This is a genomic window from Leptospira kobayashii (genome assembly GCF_003114835.2).
Lineage (GTDB): Bacteria > Spirochaetota > Leptospiria > Leptospirales > Leptospiraceae > Leptospira_A > Leptospira_A kobayashii.
On the sequence record NZ_AP025028.1, the window covers coordinates 1,975,041 to 2,000,699 of the forward strand.

The following is a 25,659-nucleotide window of genomic DNA, read 5'->3' on the forward strand; positions in this document are numbered from 1 at the left end:
AACTTACCTAGATCTTGTTTATTCTCGACAGATTCCCCGATTTTCCCAGACTGGAAATGCCTTTATGTCCCCTGAATTGATCGAAAAAGAGGTAAAGCGTCGCAAAACGTTTGCCATCATTGCGCACCCCGATGCGGGAAAAACCACGCTTACAGAGAAATTATTGCTCTATGGGGGAGCGATCCAGCTTGCCGGAGCTGTAAAGGCCCGCAAAGAAGGGAAGGCTGCCACTTCCGATTGGATGGCAATGGAAAAAGAGAGAGGGATCTCCATCACATCGGCAGCTCTTCAATTTGAATACAACAACTCCATTTTAAATCTACTGGACACTCCGGGCCACGAAGACTTTTCCGAGGACACATACAGAACCTTAATGGCAGCCGATACAGCCGTAATGGTATTGGATGCAGGAAAAGGGGTAGAGCCGCAGACTGTAAAATTGTTCCGGGTCTGTAGGGATCGTGGAATTCCCATCATCACATTTATCAATAAAATGGATCGCCCCACAAAAGACCTGTATGCTCTTTTGGATGAGATCGAAAAGGTATTGGGAATCAAAGCAGTGCCTGATGTTTGGCCTTTGGGAACCGGATACGATTTTAAGGGAGTTTACGACTTACGCGAAAGACAACTTCATCTTTTTGACAGAACCCCCGGAGGAAAACAAAAGGCTGCGTTCCGTGTTTCGGGACCGAATGACAAAAGTCTCGACGAACAATTCGATGCGGAGATCGTTTCCGCATTCAGAGAACAGATTGATTTGGTGGAAAATGGAATCGGCTCCGTCGATCCGACCGCATTTTTAGTCGGCAGAGAAACGCCAGTTTACTTCGGTTCGGCGGTAAATAATTTTGGTATCGAATTATTTTTAAATAAATTTTTACAATTGGCGCCTGCTCCGGATCATATTCCCCTTCGTGACGGTAATTTACTGGATCCCGTAAATTCTCCTTTCAGCGCATTCGTTTTTAAAGTACAGGCAAACATGAATAAGGCGCATAGGGATAGAATCGCTTTTTTAAGAGTTTGTTCCGGCGTCTTCGAACGCGGGTTAAATGTAAATCACAACCGTTTGGACAAACAGGTGAAATTATCATCCTCATTTGCATTTTTCGGCCAGGATCGTAACACAGTGGATTTGGCTTATCCGGGAGATATCATAGGTCTTGTAAATCCTGGAACATTTAAAATCGGAGATATTCTATCTTCTGGAAATGCACCTATGCTCAGACCTCTTCCCAGTTTTGCTCCGGAACTTTTTGCCACGATTTCTTGTAAGGACACTTTGCAACTCAAATCTTTTAAAAAAGGTTTGGATCAGTTGGCAGAAGAAGGCATATTACATCTGTTTACTTCCAGAACCATCGGCGGCGGGGTTCCCATCATCGGCGCTATGGGCAAACTGCAATTTGAAGTATTTCAAAGAAGACTGAAAGACGAATACGCAGCAGATACGAATTTACATGTGTTGCCTTACGGAATATCCCGTTGGATTTCTTTTGCGGATCGGGCGAAAGTTCCAAGTAATGCCAATTTGGTGGAAGATATGCATGGGAATGCGGCTTTGTTGTTTGATACGGAATGGGATATGAATTATTTCCAGAAAAACAACGAAGACATTGATCTACTGGCAAGTCCTCCTTATCAGGACTAATCTATCTTTATTTTATTTCAAGACCTATCCAGGTGATATCATCCGGATAGGTAGCACCTTGTGCAAAGGATTTGATTTTATTGATCAATTCTTCCTTTACAGTGAATAAATCCGCAGAAGAGAGTTTTACGAATAGGGATACCAATTCATCATCTCCCAATTCCTCTTTTTTCGTATTTCGAACATCACGAAGCCCATCGGTAAAGAGATAATATCTGTCTCCCGGCAGAATAGGAAGTTCTAAAACCTTCGGAGTGAAACTCGGCAGCATCCCTAACATTGGATTGAGTCTTTCCGGGCATTCTATATTCCCGTTGGAAATCCGAATCATTCCGGGATGGCCTGCGTTTCCGTATTGGATTTTTTTATTTTGAAAATCAAAACATAGAAACATAAGAGGAACGAAGGAGTAGGAGTCCGGCAAATTATTCCGAACACCTGCATTGAGTTTGGTAAGGATTTCTTTCGGGTCATTCGTTTCTTTGACCACTTGGTGGAATATGACTCTTACCACCGTCATCATCATAGCCGCCTGAACCCCGTGGCCTACAATATCTCCGATTACAAAAATATAACGGTCATTACCAAGACTAAGAAAATCGTAATAATCCCCACCCACCTGGATCAAAGGTTGGTAGTAATAATCGTAATTGAGTTCCGGGATTTCTATTCTTTTTTGAGGAAGGTATTTTTTTTGAAGATTTCTCGCATAACTCATCTCCTTTTCAAAAACCAGTTTTTTTTCGGTAATGTCCTGGATGAGAATCAACGCGCCTCTGGGATTGTTATTGGATTTGTTTTCCAAATACCATAGATGGTATTGTACTTCCAAATGATAGATCCCTCCCGATTCGTTCAATGCTTCCCATTCTTCCTTACGATTGGTAACGCTGGTTTTCTTTTCGTTTTTAGCATCTTCCAAAAACTCAATTACTTGTTTGAGAATCACATCATAAGCGGTTCGATTCGCAATGCGCAGGTTTTTGATGGAAATTTTCGATTCCAGATTCGGATTGATCAAAAGCACTTTTCCATCTAAGTCGAATAATGCGGCCGCATGTGGAAATTCCTGGAAGATGATTGATAATTTTCTTTTATCCTCCATCTCCCTTCCTGCAATCCATGCGGAGAATCCGATAGAAAGCATCACTAGTATGATAAGAAAGATCGTATTTTTAATCAGATTTTTTCGAATCGGAATCAAAACCGATTCTTTGGGACTTGCCACAAAAACCTGAAAAGGAAGTCCGTACATGGGAAATCCCGATAAAAAATAAGTTTCCGCGTGATATGTTACTTCTCTGATTTTGGGAAATCTTTCCTCAGTGCCGAGCGAAGGAGATATCAATTCTTTCCAATCTGGATTGATGGAAAAATCCTCTTCAATCAAACTGGAGATCCCGTTGGGATTGCCAGCATTGGATAAAAAAATGGTTTCATTCGGTTCGCTAAACGGAGTTTCCAAAACCTGATCTTCTAAAAAACCGGAAGAGTAAATCCAAACTTTCTCTTTGTCGACTAATGCAATCCAGTTTTTATAACGATTTTCTTCCTTGCAGGAAAACAGAAAAGTAGTCCTTTCTCTTCCTTCCGACAGATCATCAAGATTCAAATTGCAATTTTTAAAAGATGCTGATGTTCCCAGTTCGGAAAACGTTCCTTCGAAATGATGGGTTTTTTCCTGAGATTGAATTGACAATTGATCCCTAATATGGTTCTCCAGATCGATTGATAGTAATTGAACTCTTGTTAATTGGAATCTGTAGTTCCAATCGAGAGATTCGGTATAGGTGGAATATAAAAAAGAACTAATGAAGATTGCATATGGTAAAATGATTAAAAAAAACAACGAGAAGAATAGTTTTAAAAATGCTTTGGAAAGAATGACATCCCAAATGGATTGAATGGAAAGCAAGGGAAGTTTTCGAAACATGGATTATTTTGATTCTGTCTTCAGATTGAGTAAGATACGATTCGGAATTTCCGGATTGCCCACTTGGTCTTGGGAATAATATTCCAAAACGCCTTCTTCGCATTTTTCCAAACCTAGGTCTCGAAGTGGAATAGGGGATTTGTATTTTATCCAATCCTTCGGACTGCTTTTGTCGCAAACCAAACGATAAAGAGTAGAGTCAGTACCGGAGCCTGCATCATAGGTTTCCAAACGGAGTTCCGATCGGTAGGGAAGATAGTTTTGTCCGTTTCCAACGTAATTTATTTCCGAAAAACGGGCGGTGGTACTCGGTGGAGTTCTATCTACCGTAAATTGTAAAAATTGTGAAACCTCTTTGTTCCCTACAAGATCCACACTATAATATTCCAGTTCATAATTTCCGTCTTCCGGAAAATCGATTACGATGTTTTCCGAAGACTGCCAAGGTGAATTTTGCAAACGATAAAAGATTTGATTCGATTTGGTATCGTCTTTGGAGCTCAATCGGAGCTTCGGTTCCGCTAAATATTGTTCCAATTGTCCGTTGCGGCTTTTCAAAGAGAAAAACAAATCCGGTTTTGTTATTGGTTGCGGAACGACTACTTCTCTTACTTCCTGTTTATTTTTTGAAAAAGGAAATCTTTTGATTTGGTGGAATTCGGTCCAGTAACCTCTGATATTCAAGAGTGCCACCGCTCGAACCCGGAAATATTGAAATTGATTCGGTACATCCAGAACGATTCTTCCCGGTTTTACTGTCTTTAAAGTTCTAAGCTCTTCCGATTTGTTTTCTTCTTTTTCCTGTGCCAGTTCGATTTCATATTCTTTGATGATAGGATTTTTTCCATCCAACAAAACTGTCATTTGGAATTCCCCTTTTTCATTCTGAATAGCGGCTGTTTGGGAGAATAAAGAATGAGTGAGTAATGATAAATTTATAAAAAAAATCAGGTAAAGATAGGATTTCACGGTTGTATTTCCGGAGGAGCAGGGATTAAAAACGGTTTTGTAGGAGGTTTTCCTTTTTCAACGTATGTAGCATAACCTGCGTTTACTTCAACAGTCACGTTTTGTGCGGATACATCCACTCTTCCTTCATAACAACCAAGACTAGTATTCTCCTTTTCGTCCACTTCTGTAATGAATTCAGTACCTTTTACCTCTGCAATCGCCGCAGGCGTGCGAAGAATAAACATTTTACGAGTGGGAATTCCTTTTGTGATGATGGCTCTCATTCTTCCTTTTTTCAGATAAAAGGAATCGGGATCTTTTTCATTTTTTACCTTCTCCATTACTATGTGACTATTGGGAGAAAGTTCCAAACTGGATCCTGTATTCAGAAGAAGTTCTAGTAATGATTCTTCCTTGGTGCGGGCTTCATCATGAAGATAAAGTCCTGTGCCGACATTCGCACTCGACCAAGTGGTTTCTTTTTTTGAGGATAATAACAACTCAGAAGCGCCTGTTAGTCGACTTACTTCGGCAATCGGTTTTTTCCCTAAACTTGCTGGTACCCAAAGTTTCATCCCCGGTAGAATCAGATTGGGATTGTCAATCTTGTTGGATTTAAGGAGCTCCTTCCACTTTCTCGGATCATCCAGATAGGTCTTGGAAATGATAGAGAGAGTTTGGCCTTTTTCCACGGTGATGATGATCCCATCTTTTTTAGGATCTTCTTCCTGAGTTTGAGGGGAGGTGGTTTGAGATAAAAATAAGAATACGAGAGAGAATAGGAAAATCCTAAAGGAGGCAGGAAACATAAGATCTTTCATTAGAGAAACCTTATATTCGCCTCCTTCAGGAGTCTAGGTCAAACCTTAATTTAGATTTTCAGCCACCAGTTCGGCAATATCTTTCACTTTTACCGAATCAATCTTTTCTGCGGCTTTGACGCCGTCCGTGATCATAGTAATACAGAAAGGACATGCAGTGGCAATCGTAGTGGCTCCTGTATCCAAAAGCTGACCGGTTCGTTTGCTGTTTACACGCATACTGTTCGGATTGGACTCATCCACGTGTTCTTCCATCCAATACTGAGCCCCGCCGGCACCGCAACATAGACCTTTTGTATGGTGATCGCTCGGTTCTTCCAGTTTTCCACCGGATACTTTCTTAACAACATCTCTCGGGTTTTCGTAGTTATTGTTATAACGTCCGATATAACAGGAGTCATGGTAAGTGTATTTGCCTTGGCTTGCATCATCCGCCACTTTAACATCAATCTTGCCGTCTTTGGAAAGTTGGTTGATGTATTCTGAGTGATGGATTACTTCGAAGTCTCCGCCAAACTGAGGATATTCATTTTTGATTGTGTTGTAACAATGCGGGCAAGCGGTTACTATTTTTTTGATTCCGTAACCGTTGATGGTATCCACATTTTGTTGAGCTAATGTTTGGTAGAGGTATTCGTTTCCTCCCCGTCTCGCGGAATCTCCGGAGCAACCTTCTTCTGTTCCTAGGATTCCGAAGTTAACATCCGCTTTTTGCATGATTTTTACAAAGTCACGGGAGATTTTTTTGTTACGTTCGTCGAAAGCCCCTGCGCAACCTACCCAATAAAGCACGTCTACGTTTTTGTCTTCCGCTTCGGAAAGAACTTTTACATTGAGGCCTTCCGCCCAATCCGCTCTTGTATGTGCACCTACACCCCAAGGATTGGAATTGTTTTCCATATTGGTAAATGCTTTTTGAAGTTCCGGACTCATTTTGGACTCGGCAAGAACCAAATGTCTTCTCATTTCGATGATGGCGTTTACCTGGTTGTTTCCTACCGGACATGCTTCCACGCACGCATAACAAGTAGTACATCCCCAGATGGATTCTTCGCTTAAGCCTTCATGTGAATTGATAACTCCCGTTTCGAGAGCTGCTACGGCTTCTGCAGCTTCTTCCGGAGTTTTTCCTGCGCGGGCTTTTTCTACTTCCGGCATCTTTTCGAGTAACTGGTGTTTTAGTTCCACGATGATTGCTTTAGGGTTGAGCATTTTTCCCGTTCTGTTCGCAGGGCATTCTACCTGGCAACGTCCGCATTCGATGCAAGACATACCGTCAAGCAGGTTCGGCCAAGGAAAATCTTCCACTCTGTTGGAACCCCAAACAGCATTCTCATCATCCAAATTGAGTTTGGAAAGTTGTCCGCGGGGAGTGTCGGTTGCAAAGAAGTAATTGATAGGTGCAAAGATCAAGTGGGCATGCTTTGATGTAGGAACATACAACATAAAAGCAAAAACGGTCAGGATATGACCCCACCACATAATCTGTGTTACCAGATCCGCACCGGAATTGGATACTCCTACGAGTTCCCAAACTTTTCCGATACCGCCGTCAATCAATCCTGCATGAGAATAATATGTTGCTGCAACGGTTTTTGCACCATTTCCAAGTAAGGTGGTGATCATCAGGGTTCCGATCATACTGATTACGATCGCGGAAGCAGGGGAATGAACGTCCAAGCCGTGAGCTTTTCTAATCCATCTTCTCCAAGCAAAGAAACCAAGACCGATGAGAACTAAAATGGAAACGTAGTTTACGGTTTGTTCGTAGATATGATTTGCAGTTTCACCAAATAGAAATTTAGGAAGTGCAAATTGATACGGGTCGTCCATGAGGTAACCGAAGATACCTGCGATCATCTGGCTTGTAGTGTGGATGGTATAAACTAAAAACCCGTAAAAAATAAAGGCATGCATGATCCCACGAAGAGGTTCCTTGAAGTTTTTCTTTTGCAAAACTACGTTTTCAAGGAAACTTTTAAGTCTAAACGGTAGGTTTAGGTTTTTGGTGATGTCTTCGTTAAAGAAAGCTGGTCTTCCGTTGAAGATCAAACGCAGACGGTATAGGATCGCTCGCACAAACACTACGTTTGCCACGATAAAGAAAACGGTGAAAAGAAGGTGAAAGATAATTCTTCCGATGTCCATTTATATTTTTGCCCTTGAGGTGTGTTGTATTTCCTAGGATTTTCATAGAAAAATGAATGTCCAGGAAAATTCATTTTTTGCTATGTTTAGAAAGGATGATTCGAAAGGTTTTAATATAGGTAAATTATGATCCCTTCTTCATTTTCCTTTTCCGCTGAAAACCCGAGCGATCAAGTACTGATCCGAGCCATAGAGGGCAAAAGAATCTCCCCTGAAGAGGCACTCCTTCTTTATGAGGAGGCCGATTTTTTGAAAGTCCAAATGGTCGCGCGTTTCTTACGGGAAAAAGTTCGTCCTCATACCCAGGCCTCGTACACAATGTTCCGTGTGGTGAATTATACTAATTATTGCAATGTAGAATGCAATTTTTGCTCCTTTATGGACGAAATTGGAAATGGAAAAGGATATATCCTCACTCTGGATCAGATTTTGGAAAAGATGGATTATGCTGTGGAGATGGGCGCGGACCAACTGTTTCTGCAAGGTGGAGTCTTTCCTGATATTGAGTATCAATACTATTTAGATGTGATTGCAGGAGTGAAACAAAGATTTCCTGACATGCACATCCGCGCTTTTTCTCCCGTAGAAATCATCAATTTGGAAACCATTACCAAAAGACCTTTGAAAGATGTACTTTTGGAACTCAAATCAGTAGGACTTGATTCCGTTCCGGGTGCAGGGGCAGAGATCCTAACAGAACGTATGCGCCAAATCATTTCTCCTAAAAAAGCTTCCGTCGAAGAATGGGTACGCGCTATGGAGACCTGCCATGAAGTCGGTCTTCCCGGTTCCGCCAATATAGTATTCGGATCGGAAGAAACCAAAGAGGAAATCATCAGCCATTTAAAAGTAGTTCGGGATTTGCAAGACAGAACAGGTGGCTTTTTATCTTTTATTCCCTGGACGTTCCAACCGCAAACCAAACGATTCAAGGTTCGTTCCGTTCCCACGCATGAATACTTGAAGGTATTGGGAATCTGCAGAATTTTCCTGGATAATATCCCCCATATTGAAACCTCTGTGATGGTTTTGGGAAAAGGAGTGGGGCAACTTGCACTTTATAGCGGTGCAGATGATATTTCTTCCGTAGTGATCGAAGAAAATGTACTTCGTTCTTTCGGATTGAAAACGGAAAAGGAAGCTCAGAAATTCCTAAGAGAAGGTGGGTTTGAACCGGTAAGAAGGGATTTATTGTACCAGGAAAGGTATGAACTGAGTTCTTTCTAAAAAGTAGGGAGACAAAAAATAAGGGGAGAATTCCCCCCCTCTAATCTTTACACCTTATCCGTCAAGGATTAGACTGAGAATCAGTCTCAGTTTCATTTGATAAAAGTAATCAGATTTTGTCCAATCATTTTTTAAAAAAATTACACAGGGAGAGAGTCGGAAGGGGGAAGGATCGTAATCCGGTTACGCCCTTCATTTTTAGAAGTGTAAAGTGCTGTATCGATTTTATGATATAGTTCATCAAAACTAGGATCTTCCGTAGGAGAAAAGATAGTCGCACCGATGGAAACAGTGATTTGGATTGTTTCCCCCGCCTGATTGTAAACGGGGATTCTCAAGACTTCTATCTTTTCCCGTATACTTTCCGTTAGTGTTTCCAAGCCGATCGGATCAATCGGAGATCCCAAAATACAAAATTCATCTCCTCCGATACGGGCGGCAATATCAGTGGAACGAACTCTGGATCTGAGAGTCTTTCCGAATGCCTGAATCGCAAGGTCTCCCTGTTTGTGTCCGTATTTATCGTTGATGTATTTCAACCTGTCCAGATCCAAAATCACCAAACCGATACAAAATCCCTCCCGTTTGGATCTTTTTTTGTAGAGATCGAATTGTTCCAGTAGATGGCGACGGTTGAATAGATCCGTCATGGAATCAATCCTGGACAGATCATGGATCTTTTGGTTGATTCTGAGTAGTTTACCAACGGTTACACGAAGCCTGATTTTGGAGCGATATTCTTCAAATCTCCAGTAATTGATCATTAAATTGGCCGTGAGACCGACACCTAATAGAAAGGATACGATTAACATGTCCTGATAAAATACAAATCGGTCGAATCCCATAATTTGAGAAAAGTTCAAATGAAGAGGAATGAATAAGCATAAAAATAGAATCGATAGTGCGAAGATACGAACAGGCTCGATCCAAAGAATGATGGCGGAACTTGCAATGACTATGGCCGATCCGAAAAGGTAATAGGAATGATTCGGCTTGTCATAAACCATCATTGGAATATAAACAAGGATTAAAGATGCGATAAAAAACCCGGTGAAGGAAAATATATGTCTTTCGAAGAATCGAATCCTTTTTTTTGCGAGTAAGTAACAGGAAAAACAAATGAGCAATGCGGATATGCGAAAGAATACGATCCAAAAACTAGCTTCTTTCGTGCGCACAAGAGAATCGACAAACAGTAGTGAGACAACGGATGTAAATGCGGAAAGTACCCCGAATATCATTACGGAAGAACGAATATCGGATATATTTGTAGCGATAAAGGTAGGGTGGTACGTACGTAGAAATAGCCTACGGAATATAAAAATAGCTCTTCTGAAACTGTACCTGCGCATTATCAGCCTAACTTTCTCATCCTAAGATAGACGATTGAATCTTGCAACAATTAAGGTGGATTAGAACAAAATGATTTTTCTTGGGTTTTTCACTAAGATTTCGGGAAGGGCCATTCCATCCCCGCCTAGGGATCTGAGTCTGGTTCTTTCTACGTAAACATTCAACCCTTTGATTCCGTAATTTCCGATCAAACTATAGCAAATTTGATCGATTCTATCCTTTAGGATTTCCGGGCTTCCTCCCCATTCCAAATCCTTAGAAAAGGACAAATGTAAGATTCCGTCCTCTAATCGGTAATTAGGATCAAATTTGAGCTTTTTCGGGAGAGAATTGAGAATCCCTTTGGACTTTTCTTCAGGACTCGGGCCTTCCAATAATTTTTTTACTAAAAAATGAATCGGATCTCCTCCCTGAAATTCCCGGGAGACTTTCACTAATTGCGATTGGCTATTCTTTCCCTGGCCGTAGAATTTTAAAAAATAAATGGATAAATAACCGCTTTTGTCCTGAATTTTTTTTCCGCCACCGGGAAAACTGTCTTCCGGTAAAGAAATTTCAGGGATGGAAAATCCATCGTCTTGGTTTTTTATTTTTTTCTTTTCTTCTCCGATGAGAATCGGATCTTCCAATGCTTCTTCTTCCCAGGCAAGATCGTCTTCCCATTCATTAGATGTTAGTGGGTCGTTTGCCCTTGGTGATTTTTGATTTTTTTCGAATAAGGAATTTCCGCTTCCTATATTTCTAAAACTTTCCGTGCTAAATGATTGTTTGATGTTTGCTTGGGAAAAGCCGAGAGACTTTTCAATCAAAACCAGTACGAAAAAGAGCCCGCCTATGATATAGGTGAGTGATTTCAATTTGTCCGGTGATGAGCTTTGCTGCGGGATTGCCACATTATAAACTTCGGAAAACTAAGGAAACTAGCACTTAAAAAATCTCTTTTAAAGCTTCCAGTTCCTTGAAATTCCACTCAAAATCGGGAATTTCCCCGTTTGTGGCATGCCCATAGGAACAATATCCGAATAAACATCCGTTATTTCTTGCGGCTTCCCAATCACTGTATCTGTCCCCAATGAGGGCAATGGAGTTGGACTTGTAACCGTATTTTTTGATGTATTCGGAAAGAATATCCGTTTTTGTACAAACATTCTCCTGATTGATGACTATGATCGGTTCAAAATAATGCAATACTCCTGCTGTTTCCAGGACTGTTTCTACATAGCTGCGCCTTCCGTTGGAGGCACAAGTGATTGTGTATCCTTTTTCCTTCAGATACCGAACCGTAGATCCCACACCTGCATAGAAATCCCCACCTCCGTTTCGGATGGAATCGCAGAGTAGTTCCAAAACCCGATTGGAAATCACTTCTCTTTCTTCCAGAGGAAGAGACGGTAGTAGATTGGCGAAAATTTCTCGGACTGGTTTACCAATCTGTAACATGATCTGGTCATGCGTGGGTAAATTTGTGATTTTTCCTGTCTTCAGGGCAAACTCTTCGATTGCCTGGACATAGGTCTTGAATATGATGGATTCAGAGGAGAAGAGGGTACCATCGACATCGAAGGCCACCATCTTAATATCTTCCGCACGATTTTCAAGCATTACCACCAAAAAAGAAATTGGCGGTGTGTTGGCAAGTAAGGAATTCAAGGACTATGCCTTCGATTTTAGATGTTCAAACGATCGAAAAGAACCGCGAGGAGCTATTTTCCCGAACCAATTGGTTTGATTCTACTTCTCAGCTTCAAAATCGGGTGAAAGGAGAAGATTTAGATAAGTATTTTTTACTGACTGATTCGGAAAAAAAGGGAATTGCAGAGACAATTCGCCTGAACGTATCCGCTACCCCTTATTATCTTAAATTATCCGATCCATTTGATCCCCAATGTCCCATCCGCAGGATGATTGTTCCCGATTCCTCCGAATCCGTTTTGTCCGTGGAGGAATCTTCCGATCCTCTCCATGAAGAGAGACTTTCACCCGTAAGAGGACTCACTCATATGTACCCCAATCGGGTGCTTTTGTTTTCCAATCATTCCTGTAGCGTTTATTGTAGACACTGTATGAGAGGCAGAAAGGTTTCCTCTCCCAAAGAAAGGATGGAAAAAGAGGATTTGGAATCCGCTTTCGATTATATCCGGACTCACTCCGAAATTGAAGATGTTGTGATCAGCGGCGGAGATCCATTGAATCTTTCGAATGCACGAATCGATTGGATTTTAGGAGAACTTTCCTCCATACCCCACGTAAAAATCTGCAGATTGGGAACTAGAAATCCGGTGACTCTTCCTTTTCGTATAACAAAAGAACTTTGTTCCATTATAGAATCACATAACAACGACTCCCTGTCCGTATTTTGCAATACCCAGTTCAATCATCCGAAAGAATGCACTCCCGAAGCAAAAGAGGCAATTTTACGCCTGTTAAAGTCCGGTGTGTCCGTGGGAAATCAATCGGTACTTTTAAAAGGGATCAATGATTCCGGTGAAATTATGTTGGAGTTGCATAAAAAACTACTCGAAATGAGAGTGCGTGCTTATTATCTCTATGACCCGGAGCTTATCCCCGGTTCACGTGGTTTTAGAACTCCTTTGCAAAAAGGTGTGGAAATCGTATCCTATATGCGTGGAAAAATTGCGGGAATGGGAATTCCTCAATTTGTAAATGATTTGCCAGGGGGCGGAGGAAAGATCACTTTATCACCTAATTGGTATTTGGGATATTTTCCGGATACGAGGCAGCACGCATTTCGTTCCGCAGTTACGGGGAAGGTTCATTTTTCCTTTGAACCTTCCGGATCGGAATACGAGTCTTTTTATCATATTTTGAATGAACAGGAATGGGAGAAACTAATTGCAGACAGTACTTCTCGCTAGCGATGTATACGATTTCAAACCCACTCTGCTTACGGGAGAATGGGAATCCTTGGATTCCATTGAACTCTTGCGTAAGGAAATCATTGGGCTTGGCTACCGATGTACAATTTTTCATTCTCAGGAAAAAATCCTGTCCACGATTTTAGGATTCGTCGGAGCTAATGAAAAAGACAAACTCATCGTTTGGAATTTGGTCGAAGGGTATTCCTCCAGAAACAGAGAAGGTTATATTCCCTCCATATGCGAGTATTTGGGAATTTGCCATACCGGCTCGGATTCTTATGCACAACATATCAGCCTGGATAAATATAGAACGAAAGAAATCGCTAGAAAATTAGGAATCAAAACTCCCGAAGACCAAGTCATCCGAAAAGGGAAAGACTTTTCTCTGAATCTTAAGTTTCCTATTTTTGCAAAACCGAATGGAGAAGGATCAAGCATAGGAATCTCTGAAAAAAATATCATTCGTAATCAGGAAGAATTTGATTCGTTGATTTCCGAATTATTCAAAACTTTTGATACGATTCTTTTGGAAGAATACATCGAAGGTAGTGATCTAACAGTTGCTATTCTGGGAAATGATCCGGATTATTTCGCAAGCAACGTGGCAAGAGTCGATTATCCCGGAAAAGTTTATTCTTCCAAGATAAAATCCAAAGCAGAGATGCCTGAAAAATTGATTTTTGATCTGGAAGAGGAAATCATGCTTAGCGTTCAAAATGCCTCTTTGGCATTGGCGGGGGAAATCCAAATTTCAGGATACGGACGAGTTGATTTCATTCTAAGAGGAAACGATGTGTATTTTTTGGAAATCAATCTCACTCCCGGTTTTTCACCGGTGTATTCTAGCCTGCCTATACTTTGGCAAAATTCGGGAAAACCTTATCGGGAACTAGTGGAAGCCTGTTTGGAATTTGCAAAAAAAGAACATTTGGAATCCAAAAGATTTAATTACGGAAAAGGTGAGTGATTCCGGGTATGAATCCTTTCGAAGAAAAATTAAAATCAGACGTACAAAATCATCCTGTTTTAAAAAACCCATGGCTACTCGGCCGAAAAAAAGAAATCAACTTTGAAGATCTGATCTTATGGTTATCCCAGGAATATTTCGTATCCATCGGATTTGTGGACTGGTTTCTTCTGGTTGCCGCAAAAACAAGAAATCAAAAGGCAAAAATCGTTCTTGTGGAAAATATCTGGGAAGAGTTAGGCGAAGGTAAACTAGAGGACACTCATGTTTCTATTTTGGAAACCTTTCTTACAAAACTAGGATTTGATCTGCAAACCAATACCATACTTTCCGAAACGAAAGAATACTTGTCCGATATGTCGGCCATCATCCAAAAAGGATTTTTTTACGGGTTGGGAGCGCTTGGACCTGCAAATGAATATCTTTTGAAATTGGAATATTCCCTCGTATCTGATGCGTACCAGGTGTTGAAAGAAAAACGGAATCTGCCGGAAGGGAAATTCTTCACTGTCAACTTGGATGCAGATGAAGGTCATAGCAAAAGAATGTTCGATTTGATCGGTGAAACTGCTCTCACGGAAAGGGAAAAGGAAGAAGTAGAACAGGGAAACTTACTCGCGTTAAACGCACGTGAAAAATTTTACATAGGTCTTGAGAGAATTTCTCCCAGTAGAAAACTTATTTTTTCGACTTAAAAAACTTCAAAAAATACATCACTCCCACTCCCAGAAAAGGTACCAAAGGCAAATACAAGACCGGTGCCAGGTATTTGTATTTTGTCCAGAAGAGCATACGTCTTACTCCGAAAAATCCCGGCAGTCTGGAATTTCCGTAAACCAGTTGCACATTTCCTTCACATCGATTCAGTGTTAGCTGGTTATGGAAATTCAATAACTCAGGTTCTGAATAATTTCGAAAGGAAAGAAAATCAATTTTTTCAGGATCGATTTGCGATTTCCAATAGTCGGCAAGTCCCAAACAAAAAGCGCAGTCACCGTCGTAAAAGAATTTTGCTTTCAAGACTATTTACCGGGATAAAAATCTTCAGGTTGATTTTTTAAATGACGGATGACTTTGGGAATCAGATCGGAGTCCAAGCCGAGCCAGTAGTAAAACCAATTTTCATCTTTCTCTAAACCTTGTGCGATATTCATATACCATTTGTTGATATTATTTCCCGGTTTGGATCTCCAAAAGAGAGGGGTGTTTTCACCCATAAGTATATCCCAAATATCACGACCTACACCAGCTCCTCTTGCAATTCCATTGACTGCAAACTTGGACAATAAGAATCCGAATTCCGTTTTTTCCAGCCAGGCGCAGCCTTGGTAGGATTCTTCCAGATACAATACATCGAATTTCGATTCTAAAAATGAAGGTTTCAAAGATTTGGAAAAAGAAGATTCGATGAGTGCGAACACTTTGTCCTTATCGATTTCCGAAACGGATTCGTATTTGCTGATTTTATTTTTCTTTTTAACCAGTGTTCCGCTTCCTTTGACCGTAAACAACTCTCTGAGAATGGTATAGGGAGATGTCAATACGACGGAAAACTTAGGATTATCGGAGTCGGTAACAAGTGACTCGGCGATCGATAGAAAGTTTTTATTTTTAGAGGAATAGGAAAGATTGGTTTTGTGTTTTTCCAAAGCTTCCCCCGATTGAATGAGAGAAATCACTTTGCCCGAATTTTCTTCCCGCAGAGGTCCTTCTGAATTGACCAAAATCACTTTATTGGAATGCAGAATGGATTTGGTTTCTTTTAAAAACCGGATGAACTCATCCATTTCCTTATTCCAAAGCAAAACCGGAATCTTTTTTCTGGAGATGGAGTCTTTCACTTCGATGAGTAGATTTTCTTTGGAGATGAGAGAATAAGGGAAGCCGATTCCGAATTTGGAATCTTCGTTTTGAAATCCGGTCTGAGGGAAAAAAACTTTTAGATAATTGTAAGAGTCTTCTTCTATAACTACTACCGGAAAAAGATCCAATTGGTGTAGCAGTTTGATGTCTGAAAACAATACTCCGGAACTATCCAATATCGTTTCCGCATCCGCAAACAGAAGTGCGAAACTTTCAGGTGAAATCGATTTGAATTCATTTAAAAATAAAATACCATCCCGAGGATCTTGGGTGATTTCAAAAACTCGGGTTAAGATATCTTTTGAGTTCATTGATTCTGAGGGATTAGACCGGATTTTCTCATTTCGTAATCGACTATTTTTGCCTTTAGGTTGGCATGCCGCAGAGGGAAATGGGATTTTTCTTTCAGTCCTAATTTTCCCAAAAGGGAAAATTCACCGCATAATACGGTAAGTTTCCAACCGGGAAATTCATTTTTAAAAACTTTCCCCATTTGAAAGTACATTTCCCGTAAATTATCAATCGGTTTTCCCAATCGGTCTCCGTAAGGAGGATTGGTAACGATATGGCCTTCTTCTCCGAAAGAGTTTTTCAGTTCCAAAACATCTCCTTCTTCGAACTGAATCCAATCCTCGACTCCTGCTTCGTATGCGTTTTGTTTGGCGATGCGGATCGCTTCGGAATCATGATCGAACCCGAAATAACGAAATGCCTTCGGAGGAGGATTCACCGCTTTGGAAAATACGAAATCGGGAAATAATTTGCTAAATACGGAAGACTCTTCCAGGATATAACGATTGATCTCTCCGTTTAATTTTTCCAGAAGTGCGGCTTCAATCAAAACCGTTCCCGATCCGCACATTGGATCGACTAATACTTTTCCCGGTTTCCATTCGGATACCGCGAGCATAGCTTGTGCAATCGTTTCGCGAACGGGAGCAAGTCCCGCTTCGACTCTGTAACCTCTTCTGGAAAGAGATTCGCCTGTAAGAGAAAGTTCTATACTGAACTTATCCAAAAATGACCGTAAAGCAATTGTTATATCGGGAATCTTTTTTTCGATACCGGGAAGGGGGATTTTTTTATCCCTTAAATAATCAAGAATGGCATCTTTGAGTCTATGGGTGGCGAATTGTGAATTGCTGAGTTTGTCTTTTGTTTGGGCATCCACCCGAAAGGAAAGATCCTGTTCGATCCATTTTTCCCAAGGTAGTTTTTTGGCTGCCTTGTAAAGGTCTTCGTAATCGTTTCCCTTTTCCTGAACCAATTGTAAATTGATTCTGGATGCGAATCTGGTAGATAAAGCAAAATCTACGATATGACCGGGTTTTCCGGAAAAAAATACGCCGCCACGATTGGAGTTAATTACGGTAAGGTGGGATTTGCCGATTTCTTCTATAAGAAGCGGAGAAAGTCCTTCTCCGCAGACAGCATGGTAGACCGTTTGAGATGGTTTTATCCTTATTCTCCTAATTTTTCAGCCAAGTATTTTTCAAGACTGATATCTTTGATGATGTTCTGTTGAGTTTCGATCCAGTCAATGTGTTCTTCTTCGGAAACCAAAATTCTTTCCAATAATTCGCGGGTTCCGTTGTCTTTGCCAGCCACACAAATGTCGATTCCTCGGTTCAATCTTTCGACAGCATTGTATTCCAATTGGAGGTCATGTTGGAATAATTCAGACATCGTCTTGCCGACATTAATTTTCATATACTTTTGAAGATCGGGAACTCCATCCAAATAAAGAATCCTTTCGATGATCTCATCAGCATGTTTCATTTCTTCGATGGACTCTTTTCTCAGATATTCTGCAAGGGTAAGATAACCCCAGTTTTTACAAAGTTTTGCGTGGATAAAGTATTGATTGATTGCGGTAAGTTCTGCGGAAAGAACTTCGGCTAAAATTTCGAGTACTTCTTTTTTACCTTTCATAACGGATACTCCATTTCTATATCTATTAGGAATGATAAAATGCTTTCACTTTATAAGCAAGCTTAAACTATATTCTTATGGCTAAAGTTTTTATACATGGTCCTTCTTTAAGTCCATTTGGAAAATTCAACGGATCTCACCTTGGTTTATCTTATCAAACCGTAAAGGATTCTGTGACTGAGTTCGGTTCTCACAGACTGGAATTCCTAATCTATGCTAGTTTCTCTCCTGACCGATACACTAAAGACTTTCATCTTCCCGCAAAACTAGTACAGGCGCTCGGCTTAAAACATCCTTATGCGATCCGTATGGAAACAGCATCATCTTCCGGCGCTTCCGCACTGCAACTAGGTGTCAATCTCATTCAATCCGGTAGATACAAACATGGATTAGTGGTTGCGACTGAGATCATGTCTCAGTTGAACCGGGAAGAAAACAATTTACTGTTAGGCTCCGTTCTTTCCGACTCCCAAAGAAATTTAGGAATGTCAATGGCGCAAGGAGGCGCGATGATCACCAACCGTTATTTGGAGTTATATGGATACTCAAAGAAAGATTTGTTTTCCATATCCAAAAAATTACACGATAACGGATTGAAAAATCCTATTGCTCAGATCAAAAAGAACTTAAGCTTCGAAGAATATGAAAAACAACCCATGATCACAAGCCCGCTCGGGTTGTATGATATCTCTCCTTTGTCGGACGGATCCGCATCTGTGATTCTGTCCGTAGACAAAAGCCCTGTCTCAGTCAAAGGGATAGGGCATGGCACAGCTGCCTTCCTGGCGGGAGGAGATCCTAGCTTTGATGCAAGTGTCCACGCCTTTGCTTCCGCTTACAAGGACGCCGGGGTCGGCCCGGAAGAGATTCAGATTGCAGAATTACATGATGCGTTTACTCCTTTTGAAATCATAGGTGCCGAAGATGCGGGGCTTTTCGGAAGGGGGGAAGCTTTGGCGAAAGTAATCAGCAAAATCACCCATCCGGAAGGACAGCTTCCCATCAATTCCTCCGGTGGATTGAAATCCAGGGGCCATCCGGTGGGCGCTTCGGGACTTGCTCAAATTGTAGAATTATGCCGATCATTTCAACAGAGAGAGCATTTGCGCTTGGGACTAGCTCATAGTATTGGTGGACTTGCTACGAACAATTTTGCTACTGTTTTAGAACACGGAAAATGACGGAAAAAATACTGATCATACAAACTGCTTTTTTGGGGGACTTGATTCTATCGACCCCCTTTTTTCGGGCAGTCAAAAGAAAATTCCCTGAGTCGGAATTGCATGTTCTGGTCAATAAAGGAACAGAACAGGTGCTAGATGGAAATCCTGACATAGATAGGGTTGTGCCTATAGACAAAAAAACGATCAAAAAAAATCCGATCGCTTTTTTCCGTTTTGCGAGAAGTTTGCGACGGGAACATTACGATCAGGTATATTCCGCTCATTTTTCATTCCGATCCAGTCTGTTATCCTGGTTTTCCTCCGCAAAATTCCGGGTCGGATATTTGGAATCTGGGTTTTCTTTTTTGCATACTAAAAAAGTTTCCAGGCCGAAACTAGGGCCTCATGAAGTAGAGAAATTGTTTTCCCTTTTGTATGATGATGTTTCCGAATATCCCGTCGGAAGGGATAGAAGGCCATTTTTGTATCCCAAAGCGTCCGACGTAGAAAGTTTCGAGTCCGCAGCTAATCGAATGAAGGTGACCAAAAGGGATTATATCATCATTGCACCGTCCTCTCTTTGGGAAACAAAACGTATGCCGGAAGAAAAATTCGCAAGTTTTATCAGCCTTATTTTGAGAAAGAGAACGGAAGCGGTAATTCTAATCGGTTCTAAAGCGGATCTATCCATAGAAGAAAAAATCTTTCAATTATTGTCCATTGAACCTCTCAAGTCCCACGAAAGAACAAGACTTATGTCCGTTGTAGGCAAAACTTCTCTATCCGAACTTGCAGTTTGGATTCAAAATGCAAGTGCAATCGTATCGAACGATTCCAGTCCCATTCATTTTGCCTCCGCCTTCAATGTCCCTACTGTCATGATCTACGGTGCAACTGTTCCCGCCTTCGGCTATTCTACGTTATCCGAAAGAAACAGGATTATGGAAGTAAGCGGGCTAGATTGCAGACCATGCGGTATCCATGGCGGGAGAATTTGTCCTGAGTCCCATTTTCGTTGTATGTTAGACCAACAACCCCAAAAACTTTTCGAATCTTTAGAGGAAATATTGAAATCATCATGAATCAAACTTTAAAAAAGAATAAAACGGATTATTCCATTCACATAAAACGCATCCAGTCCGTGAAACAGAAATTAAGCGAAGGGGAGATCTTGTTTGTCTTCGGAGCAAATGATAAAATCAGAAACAGAGATGTAGAATATAAGTTTCGCCAAGACTCAGATTTTTATTACCTCACGGGAATCACGGAAGCGGATTCGATTTTATTCATAACAAAAAATAAGGCGGGAATGTTCTGTCTTCCTAAAGACAAAGAAAAAGAAATCTGGACGGGGATTCGTCTGGGCAAGGAAAAAATCAAAGAACTCTTAAAACTGGATTTGGTTTTTGAAATAAACGAGTGGGATGAAAAAAAGTCGGAATTACTTTTAGGAAATCACACACTTTATTATTTTTTCGGATTGGACTCGGACAAGGATAGAGATTTGATTTCTACCGCAAGACTTGTATCTTCAAGGGTTCGGGAAGGCAAAGTAGGTCCGGAAAAAATCATCGAACCTGTGTTCTTGCATGAGATGAGGTTGCAAAAGTCCAAAGAAGAAATTGAAATTTTAAAACAAGCGGCTGCAATCACTAAATTCGGGCATGATAGAATCATTCGTGAATCCAAACCAGGCCTATACGAATATGAATTGGAAGCGATTTTGGAACATGAATATCTAAAACACGGTGCATGGGGAGGAGGTTACGGACACATCGTCGCGACGGGTAAAAATGCATGCGTGCTGCATTATGTGAGTAATGATAGCGTTTTGGAAAAAGATGATTTGATCTTAGTTGATTCCGGGGCCGAATTCAATTCCTACACTGCCGATGTAACAAGAGTATTTCCCGCCGGGAAAAAATTTACCGAAGCGCAGAAAACCATCTATGAAATCGTTCTTGCTTCTCAAAAAAATGCGATACTTTATTCGAAAGAAGGAACTCCTTTCAATGAAATCCATACTAAGACAGTTTACTTTCTTGCCGATTGTTTGAAGGAAATGGGTTTTCTTTCCGGTAGCATGGATTCGATTTTGGAAAAGGAAACATATAAAAAGTTTTATATGCATAGAACCGGACATTATCTGGGAATGGATGTTCATGATGTGGGCAAGTATTATATGCAAGGAAAAAGCAGAAAACTTGTTAACGGACAAGTGATTACCGTAGAACCAGGGTTATACTTTGATCCGGATGACGTTTTGATTCCTAAAGAATTCAGAGGGATAGGAATCAGAATTGAAGATGATATTCTGGTTCATGGAAATTCTCCCGTCAATTTGACAAAGGATATTCCTAAAGAGATCGAAGAAATCGAGGCGATGAAAGGCTGATGTTTTTAGAAGTGTAGCTGTTTTGAAAAAGAATTCCAAAAAAAGATTTCATGCGGTAAAATTCTTAGGACGTTTGAGTGATTTTCTGACTGAAACGGTGGAAGATGAACTGAAAAAACTGGGATTCCCTTCACTTTCCGCATCTCATTTTGAGATTATCACTTATCTTCTTCGCAAACAGACAGCTTGCAATATGTCCAAGATTGCAGAAGAAATCCATCGAACCAAACCGACTGTTACGGTTCTAATAACAAAGCTTGAATCTTTGAACCTAGTCAAAAAAGAAATCTCCCCTTTGGACAAAAGAGAGATTATGGTAAGTTTGACCAAAGAAGGAAAGGCGTTTCAAAAACCGGCAAGAGAGATCTCTGTAAAAGTTTTTTCTTTGAAACTTTGGGGTCTAAACCCCGAAGAATCCGCACAATTGTACAATCTTTTGGAAAAAACGTACAATTATACTTATCAGAATAAATTCAAAAACTGATTATTTGAATTGAGGTCTTCTTCCGGCAACGGCAGCCGAAATTCCTTCAATCGCATCGTCTGTGAAAAGGCTTTCGAATGTTTTTTCCTTATCGAACTCCAGCAGTTTTTTCAAATCTCCGTTCAAATGTCTGAGTGCTTCCTTGGAAGATCTGGTTGCTCCGAATGAATTTTTAGTCAGTTTGCGTGCCAGTTTCACTGCAGAATCTTTGACCGAATTCGCATCCGAATAGACCTCATCGTATAATCCTAGTTCTTTGGCTTCACTCGCTTTGTATGCATTTCCTTGGAGGATATGACTGTCCGCTTCTCTTGCACCGATAATGTCTCTTAACATCATTGCGACGAAAGAAGGAACTCTGATTCCTAATTTCACTTCGGGAAGACCGATCCTTGTCCCTTCCAAACCGAATCTGAAATCACTTGCGATCGCAAGCATAGCACCGTATCCCATAGCATGTCCGCCCACTTCTGAAATGACTACACCAGGGAATGTATAAACTTTTTCCAGGATTCCGAAAAAGTAATGTAAGAATAAATTGAGAAACTCTTCCGATCTGTCTCCACTGAGTTCCGTAAGGTTTAACCCTTGGGAAAATACACCCGGGCGAGCACTTCTTAATATAAGTATTTTGGAGAGTTTTGATTCCGCTTCCTGAATAGACTCACTTAGTTTTTGAAAACTTTCCAAAGTAAAACTATTGGATTCGTTTGTGTCTAAAGTAATGGTCGCGATTTCGTCTTCGATTTGTAAATGGATCATATAAATCAACCTGCGAGATAGTTAGATATCTAACAAATATCATTTTAAGAATTTTTGTAAATGAAAAATTAGATAAAATGAAAAGGTTAAAGGATTATTTGGTTGGAAAGAACAAAAGACGAATTGGTTCTTAGGGTAGGCGGATTTAGTTTTTTTCCAGATACAAGCGGATGACTTCTTTCATAACCGAAAGCCCGTTTGAGAGTGCGTCTTCATCGAAGTCGAAAAAAGAACTGTGATGGGAATGAACGAATCCTTTTTTCTCATTTCGAGAGCCTATAAAGAAGTAACATCCCGGCCTTTCCATAAGAAAGGCGGAAAAATCTTCCCCTCCCATAGTTCTGGTATTTTCTTCCGTGATGGAATCAGGACCGAGTATGTTTTTTCCCGCTTCTCTGACAATGTCCGCCATCTCGGGGTCGTTGATTGTGGGTTTGTCAATCCGTTTGTATTCGAAATCAACTTCAGCACCGAACGATTTGGCGATCCCTTTTACGATTTCTTCCAATCTTTTCGGAACCTTTTGATAAACTTCTTTTGAATAAGTACGAACTGTACCGCGAAGTTCTGCGGTTTCCGGAATTACATTGAATGCATTTCCCGAATGAAAGGAACCTACCGTCACTACACATGGTTCGAGAGGATCTACATTTCTGGATACGATGGTTTGTAATGCGGTGACAATATGTGAACCTACTACGATCGGGTCTACGGTATGTTGAGGCATAGCGCCGTGACCGCTTGTTCCTTTCACTGTAATATGAAACTCGTCAACGGATGCCATCATTGTTCCGTCCACAACACCTAACTTTCCTAAGTCGATATGATTCCAAACATGAAGTGCAAAACATGCATCCACTTTGTAACGATCCAAAATCCCTGACTCGATCATCTTGTCTGCACCCGATCCGCCTTCTTCAGCAGGCTGAAAACAAAGTAAAACTCTTCCTTTCGGAACGAATGATTTCAATGATTCTTTTAGTTCCGAGGAAAGTCCCATGAGTACACTTGTATGGCCGTCATGACCGCAAGCGTGCATCTTGCCATTATTTCGACTTTTATAATCAACATGGTTCTCTTCCAAAATGGGAAGAGCATCCATATCCGCCCGAACTAGAATCGTGTTTCCCGGAATTCCCGAATCCACAAGACAAACAATTCCGGTTTCCGCAATATTCTCTTCGAAACTATATCCCAGAGATTTCAAGTGAGAAGCAACGTAATCGGCAGTTTCTCTCTCTTCGTATTTGAGTTCAGGATTTGAATGAATTTTTCGTCTGTAACGAATTAATTCTTCCTTCCTGCCTGCAGATACGTTCACTTTCATGATTATAATTTATCCGTTTCCGTTTTCGCCTTTTTTTCGACTTCCGCGAGAATTGCATAAAGATCGACTCCGTATTTTTCAAATAAGGAGTTTTTTGCAAGTTCATAGCGAACCAGGTTGATATTAAAATTGATTCTTGCTTGAGTTACACCAAGTTCAGCTTGCGCAAGAGAGTCCAGTGCGTTCTTTACGTTAACGGCTGTAAATCTTCCTTGGCGGAAACGATCCATTAAACCGTTATAAAATACTTCCGTTTCTTTTTTGGTTTTCTTCAAATCGTTCAATAAAGTATGACTGGAGACTACCATTTCATAACGGGTATCGATTTCCTGAGTGATTTCCTGTTCCAAATTGCTAAGTTGAATCTCTATTAACTTTTGATTCACTTCCGCTTCATTGATACCGGCTTTTGCAGCTTTGTCCCAGAGTGGGTAGCTCATTTTTATTTCTGCGGAAATTTGAGGAAATCGAAGAGATGTAATTCCGTTTTGTCTTGCGATATAAGCTTCCTGAGGAGAAATAAAATTTTGACCGATGGAACTATAAGCGACACTTGCTTTTAAGGAAGGATGATCTTCATCATTAGCATTGGCAAGTGCAAGTCTTGCGATTTCTTTCTGTCTTTGTAACATAAGATAATCAATTCTGTTTTTCAGAGCATAAGCTTTGTCTTTTTCACGATCGATTCCCACTGGTAGGGTTTCCGTAAGATCAGTTACACCGGCAACGCTGGAAGAAGGATCTACATTCAAGATACGAACTAAATTTCTTTCTGCTTCCAAACGATCGACTTTACTTTTTTCCAATTGGGAAGAAGCCCGTAGATAAGCTTGATTCCATTGGTTTACTTCAAATCCTTCTGAAAGGCCGAGGGATTGTTTCCGAACGGTGAGTTTGCGAATTTCTTCCGTATTTTTTAATACTTTTTCAAAAGTGGAAATTTGAGAATCTATGATTCCAAGAGACCAGTAATCAACCAAAATCTTTACTACAAGCTGAGTGAGTACGTTGATGTAATTTTCACGAACGAGTAATGTTTGGTTTTTTAAAAGTTTTTCCCTATCTTCTTCGGTTCTGCCAAATCCGTATTTTAAAAGTTCCTGGGAAAGTGTAAACGATACGGCACCGGTATACATCGGTTTTGTGGCAAGAGAAGAGAAGGCGGCGGTTTGCGGATTGTAAGGATTTTCAAAAGCATTCGTATCGAAACGAACGCTTGAAATCTCTGTTTTAAAATAAGTTCCCGTTTTGAATTGTTTTTCAATTCCTGCGGAAATCTTATCGTTTTGTCTTTGAGTTCCCGCGAATAAGTTGTTTCTATTGTCCGGAAAGTATTGTTTCGCACTTTGGATCCCCGCGAGTGCCTTCCAGGTAAAACGAGACTGATTTTTCAGCTCGGGAGTGTCCGCCTTTACAATCTCCAATTTTGCATTTTGGACTATGATATTGTTTTCAATCACTTGCTCTATGGCTTGTGCAATTGTTAGATGAAGGACTTTTTTATTCGGATTTATTTTTTCTTCCGGGACTTCCGTTCCACCGATTCCCCAATGAGAAGATTGGTAACGCCGCATTTGTTCTTCAAATTCGTCTTCTGCCTCGAGGTTAGGTGTTAGGCTAAGGGAAACCAAGAATATTAAACAATTGGTCAACATTCTTGATGCTGTGTTAATTTGCCAAAAAAGGGACTGATTTGCGTTCAATGGAATTTGTTTTTGACCCCTCAGGAGACAGGGTAGAAAAACGATCTTGCCAAGCCAAGACAAATTACCTAGACTGAAGTTCGAAACTTTCCGGAAA

At 40.7% G+C, this 25,659-nt stretch carries 23 protein-coding genes; 9 read left to right on the forward strand and 14 right to left on the reverse strand.

Annotation, left to right across the window (positions count from 1 at the left end; all coding sequences use genetic code 11):
- Positions 1–64: 64 nt before the first annotated feature.
- Entirely contained in the window at positions 65–1,654 is a 1,590-nt protein-coding gene (locus tag DI077_RS08625) for a peptide chain release factor 3 (protein WP_109019746.1), read from the forward strand.
- 7 nt (positions 1,655–1,661) lie between these two features.
- Here DI077_RS08625 and DI077_RS08630 read toward each other — a convergent pair whose 3' ends face one another.
- From DI077_RS08630 to DI077_RS08645, 4 genes are read right to left on the reverse strand one after another with little or no spacing between them, the layout of a single operon-like run.
- Positions 1,662–3,587: a SpoIIE family protein phosphatase gene (locus DI077_RS08630; protein WP_109019747.1), complete on the reverse strand. Its 1,926-nt coding sequence runs from the start codon at positions 3,585–3,587 to the stop codon at positions 1,662–1,664.
- 3 nt (positions 3,588–3,590) lie between these two features.
- Positions 3,591–4,556, reverse strand: a complete 966-nt coding sequence (locus tag DI077_RS08635; protein WP_109019748.1) for an LBF_2017 N-terminal domain-containing protein — start codon at positions 4,554–4,556, stop codon at positions 3,591–3,593.
- A complete protein-coding gene (locus tag DI077_RS08640) occupies positions 4,553–5,359 on the reverse strand; it encodes a FecR family protein (RefSeq protein ID WP_109019749.1) in 807 nt (268 codons plus the stop codon). Before DI077_RS08640 ends, DI077_RS08635 begins: the two co-directional genes overlap by 4 nt.
- Positions 5,360–5,404: 45 nt before the next feature.
- Positions 5,405–7,507, reverse strand: coding sequence for a heterodisulfide reductase-related iron-sulfur binding cluster (locus DI077_RS08645; RefSeq protein ID WP_109019750.1), 2,103 nt, complete (start codon positions 7,505–7,507; stop codon positions 5,405–5,407).
- A gap of 126 nt (positions 7,508–7,633) precedes the next feature.
- Between DI077_RS08645 and mqnC the strand changes: the two genes are divergently transcribed.
- Positions 7,634–8,734, forward strand: a complete 1,101-nt coding sequence (mqnC, locus tag DI077_RS08650) for a cyclic dehypoxanthinyl futalosine synthase (RefSeq protein ID WP_109019751.1) — start codon at positions 7,634–7,636, stop codon at positions 8,732–8,734.
- 140 nt (positions 8,735–8,874) lie between these two features.
- On the opposite strand, the gene DI077_RS08655 is transcribed toward mqnC, so the two are convergent.
- From DI077_RS08655 to DI077_RS08665, 3 genes are read right to left on the reverse strand one after another with little or no spacing between them, the layout of a single operon-like run.
- Entirely contained in the window at positions 8,875–10,086 is a 1,212-nt protein-coding gene (locus DI077_RS08655) for a GGDEF domain-containing protein (protein WP_109019752.1), read from the reverse strand.
- Positions 10,087–10,146: 60 nt separating this feature from the next.
- A complete protein-coding gene (locus DI077_RS08660) occupies positions 10,147–10,980 on the reverse strand; it encodes a GerMN domain-containing protein (protein ID WP_242935426.1) in 834 nt (277 codons plus the stop codon).
- Positions 10,981–11,014: 34 nt separating this feature from the next.
- Positions 11,015–11,659: an HAD family hydrolase gene (locus DI077_RS08665; protein ID WP_109019978.1), complete on the reverse strand. Its 645-nt coding sequence runs from the start codon at positions 11,657–11,659 to the stop codon at positions 11,015–11,017.
- A gap of 83 nt (positions 11,660–11,742) precedes the next feature.
- Between DI077_RS08665 and DI077_RS08670 the strand changes: the two genes are divergently transcribed.
- From DI077_RS08670 to DI077_RS08680, 3 genes are read left to right on the forward strand one after another with little or no spacing between them, the layout of a single operon-like run.
- Positions 11,743–12,963 carry a KamA family radical SAM protein gene (locus tag DI077_RS08670; RefSeq protein ID WP_109019753.1) on the forward strand — a complete coding sequence of 407 codons (1,221 nt, stop codon included), beginning with the start codon at positions 11,743–11,745 and terminating at the stop codon, positions 12,961–12,963.
- Positions 12,941–13,933 (forward strand): D-alanine--D-alanine ligase family protein, encoded by a 993-nt coding sequence (locus DI077_RS08675; protein ID WP_109019754.1) that lies wholly within the window; start codon positions 12,941–12,943, stop codon positions 13,931–13,933. Before DI077_RS08670 ends, DI077_RS08675 begins: the two co-directional genes overlap by 23 nt.
- A gap of 8 nt (positions 13,934–13,941) precedes the next feature.
- Positions 13,942–14,628 (forward strand): iron-containing redox enzyme family protein, encoded by a 687-nt coding sequence (locus tag DI077_RS08680; RefSeq protein ID WP_109019979.1) that lies wholly within the window; start codon positions 13,942–13,944, stop codon positions 14,626–14,628.
- Here DI077_RS08680 and DI077_RS08685 read toward each other — a convergent pair.
- The 4 genes from DI077_RS08685 to bfr all read right to left on the reverse strand — a co-directional run bounded on the left by DI077_RS08685 (position 14,612) and on the right by bfr (position 17,728).
- Positions 14,612–14,953, reverse strand: coding sequence for a thiol-disulfide oxidoreductase DCC family protein (locus DI077_RS08685; RefSeq protein ID WP_109019755.1), 342 nt, complete (start codon positions 14,951–14,953; stop codon positions 14,612–14,614). The two genes, DI077_RS08680 and DI077_RS08685, sit on opposite strands and share 17 nt — an antisense overlap.
- Before the next feature lie 2 nt (positions 14,954–14,955).
- Positions 14,956–16,107, reverse strand: a complete 1,152-nt coding sequence (locus DI077_RS08690) for an acetylglutamate kinase (RefSeq protein ID WP_109019756.1) — start codon at positions 16,105–16,107, stop codon at positions 14,956–14,958.
- A complete protein-coding gene (locus tag DI077_RS08695; protein ID WP_423241776.1) occupies positions 16,104–17,063 on the reverse strand; it encodes a THUMP domain-containing class I SAM-dependent RNA methyltransferase in 960 nt (319 codons plus the stop codon). Before DI077_RS08695 ends, DI077_RS08690 begins: the two co-directional genes overlap by 4 nt.
- 194 nt (positions 17,064–17,257) lie before the next feature.
- Positions 17,258–17,728 (reverse strand): bacterioferritin, encoded by a 471-nt coding sequence (gene bfr, locus DI077_RS08700; RefSeq protein WP_109019758.1) that lies wholly within the window; start codon positions 17,726–17,728, stop codon positions 17,258–17,260.
- A 77-nt stretch (positions 17,729–17,805) separates the two neighbouring features.
- Between bfr and DI077_RS08705 the strand changes: the two genes are divergently transcribed.
- From DI077_RS08705 to DI077_RS08720, 4 genes are read left to right on the forward strand one after another with little or no spacing between them, the layout of a single operon-like run.
- Positions 17,806–18,909, forward strand: a complete 1,104-nt coding sequence (locus tag DI077_RS08705; RefSeq protein WP_109019759.1) for a thiolase family protein — start codon at positions 17,806–17,808, stop codon at positions 18,907–18,909.
- Positions 18,906–19,973 (forward strand): lipopolysaccharide heptosyltransferase II, encoded by a 1,068-nt coding sequence (waaF, locus tag DI077_RS08710; RefSeq protein ID WP_109019760.1) that lies wholly within the window; start codon positions 18,906–18,908, stop codon positions 19,971–19,973. The genes DI077_RS08705 and waaF overlap by 4 nt, the downstream gene beginning before the upstream one ends.
- Positions 19,970–21,286: an aminopeptidase P N-terminal domain-containing protein gene (locus tag DI077_RS08715; RefSeq protein WP_109019761.1), complete on the forward strand. Its 1,317-nt coding sequence runs from the start codon at positions 19,970–19,972 to the stop codon at positions 21,284–21,286. The genes waaF and DI077_RS08715 overlap by 4 nt, the downstream gene beginning before the upstream one ends.
- Before the next feature lie 22 nt (positions 21,287–21,308).
- A complete protein-coding gene (locus DI077_RS08720) occupies positions 21,309–21,770 on the forward strand; it encodes a MarR family winged helix-turn-helix transcriptional regulator (protein ID WP_109019762.1) in 462 nt (153 codons plus the stop codon).
- Here the strand turns inward: DI077_RS08720 and DI077_RS08725 are convergent, their stop codons facing one another.
- The 3 genes from DI077_RS08725 to DI077_RS08735 all read right to left on the reverse strand — a co-directional run bounded on the left by DI077_RS08725 (position 21,771) and on the right by DI077_RS08735 (position 25,433).
- Entirely contained in the window at positions 21,771–22,532 is a 762-nt protein-coding gene (locus DI077_RS08725) for an enoyl-CoA hydratase/isomerase family protein (protein ID WP_109019763.1), read from the reverse strand.
- A 145-nt stretch (positions 22,533–22,677) separates the two neighbouring features.
- Positions 22,678–23,859: a M20 metallopeptidase family protein gene (locus DI077_RS08730; protein WP_109019764.1), complete on the reverse strand. Its 1,182-nt coding sequence runs from the start codon at positions 23,857–23,859 to the stop codon at positions 22,678–22,680.
- 2 nt (positions 23,860–23,861) lie between these two features.
- Positions 23,862–25,433: a TolC family protein gene (locus DI077_RS08735; RefSeq protein ID WP_423241786.1), complete on the reverse strand. Its 1,572-nt coding sequence runs from the start codon at positions 25,431–25,433 to the stop codon at positions 23,862–23,864.
- Positions 25,434–25,659 lie beyond the last annotated feature (226 nt).

Excerpts from the sequence above, each read along its gene's own strand:
- bfr (WP_109019758.1), bottom strand. The coding sequence starts at position 17,728 with ATGAAAGGTAAAAAAGAAGTACTCGAAATTTTAGCCGAAGTTCTTTCC.
- DI077_RS08715 (WP_109019761.1), top strand. The coding sequence starts at position 19,970 with ATGAATCAAACTTTAAAAAAGAATAAAACGGATTATTCCATTCACATA.
- DI077_RS08645 (WP_109019750.1), bottom strand. The coding sequence starts at position 7,507 with ATGGACATCGGAAGAATTATCTTTCACCTTCTTTTCACCGTTTTCTTT.
- DI077_RS08705 (WP_109019759.1), top strand. The coding sequence starts at position 17,806 with ATGGCTAAAGTTTTTATACATGGTCCTTCTTTAAGTCCATTTGGAAAA.
- DI077_RS08690 (WP_109019756.1), bottom strand. The coding sequence starts at position 16,107 with ATGAACTCAAAAGATATCTTAACCCGAGTTTTTGAAATCACCCAAGAT.
- DI077_RS08670 (WP_109019753.1), top strand. The coding sequence starts at position 11,743 with ATGCCTTCGATTTTAGATGTTCAAACGATCGAAAAGAACCGCGAGGAG.
- DI077_RS08625 (WP_109019746.1), top strand. The coding sequence starts at position 65 with ATGTCCCCTGAATTGATCGAAAAAGAGGTAAAGCGTCGCAAAACGTTT.
- DI077_RS08725 (WP_109019763.1), bottom strand. The coding sequence starts at position 22,532 with ATGATCCATTTACAAATCGAAGACGAAATCGCGACCATTACTTTAGAC.
- DI077_RS08655 (WP_109019752.1), bottom strand. The coding sequence starts at position 10,086 with ATGCGCAGGTACAGTTTCAGAAGAGCTATTTTTATATTCCGTAGGCTA.
- DI077_RS08735 (WP_423241786.1), bottom strand. The coding sequence starts at position 25,433 with ATGCGGCGTTACCAATCTTCTCATTGGGGAATCGGTGGAACGGAAGTC.
- DI077_RS08640 (WP_109019749.1), bottom strand. The coding sequence starts at position 5,359 with ATGAAAGATCTTATGTTTCCTGCCTCCTTTAGGATTTTCCTATTCTCT.
- mqnC (WP_109019751.1), top strand. The coding sequence starts at position 7,634 with ATGATCCCTTCTTCATTTTCCTTTTCCGCTGAAAACCCGAGCGATCAA.
- DI077_RS08680 (WP_109019979.1), top strand. The coding sequence starts at position 13,942 with ATGAATCCTTTCGAAGAAAAATTAAAATCAGACGTACAAAATCATCCT.
- DI077_RS08630 (WP_109019747.1), bottom strand. The coding sequence starts at position 3,587 with ATGTTTCGAAAACTTCCCTTGCTTTCCATTCAATCCATTTGGGATGTC.
- waaF (WP_109019760.1), top strand. The coding sequence starts at position 18,906 with ATGACGGAAAAAATACTGATCATACAAACTGCTTTTTTGGGGGACTTG.
- DI077_RS08730 (WP_109019764.1), bottom strand. The coding sequence starts at position 23,859 with ATGAAAGTGAACGTATCTGCAGGCAGGAAGGAAGAATTAATTCGTTAC.
- DI077_RS08665 (WP_109019978.1), bottom strand. The coding sequence starts at position 11,659 with ATGGTGGCCTTCGATGTCGATGGTACCCTCTTCTCCTCTGAATCCATC.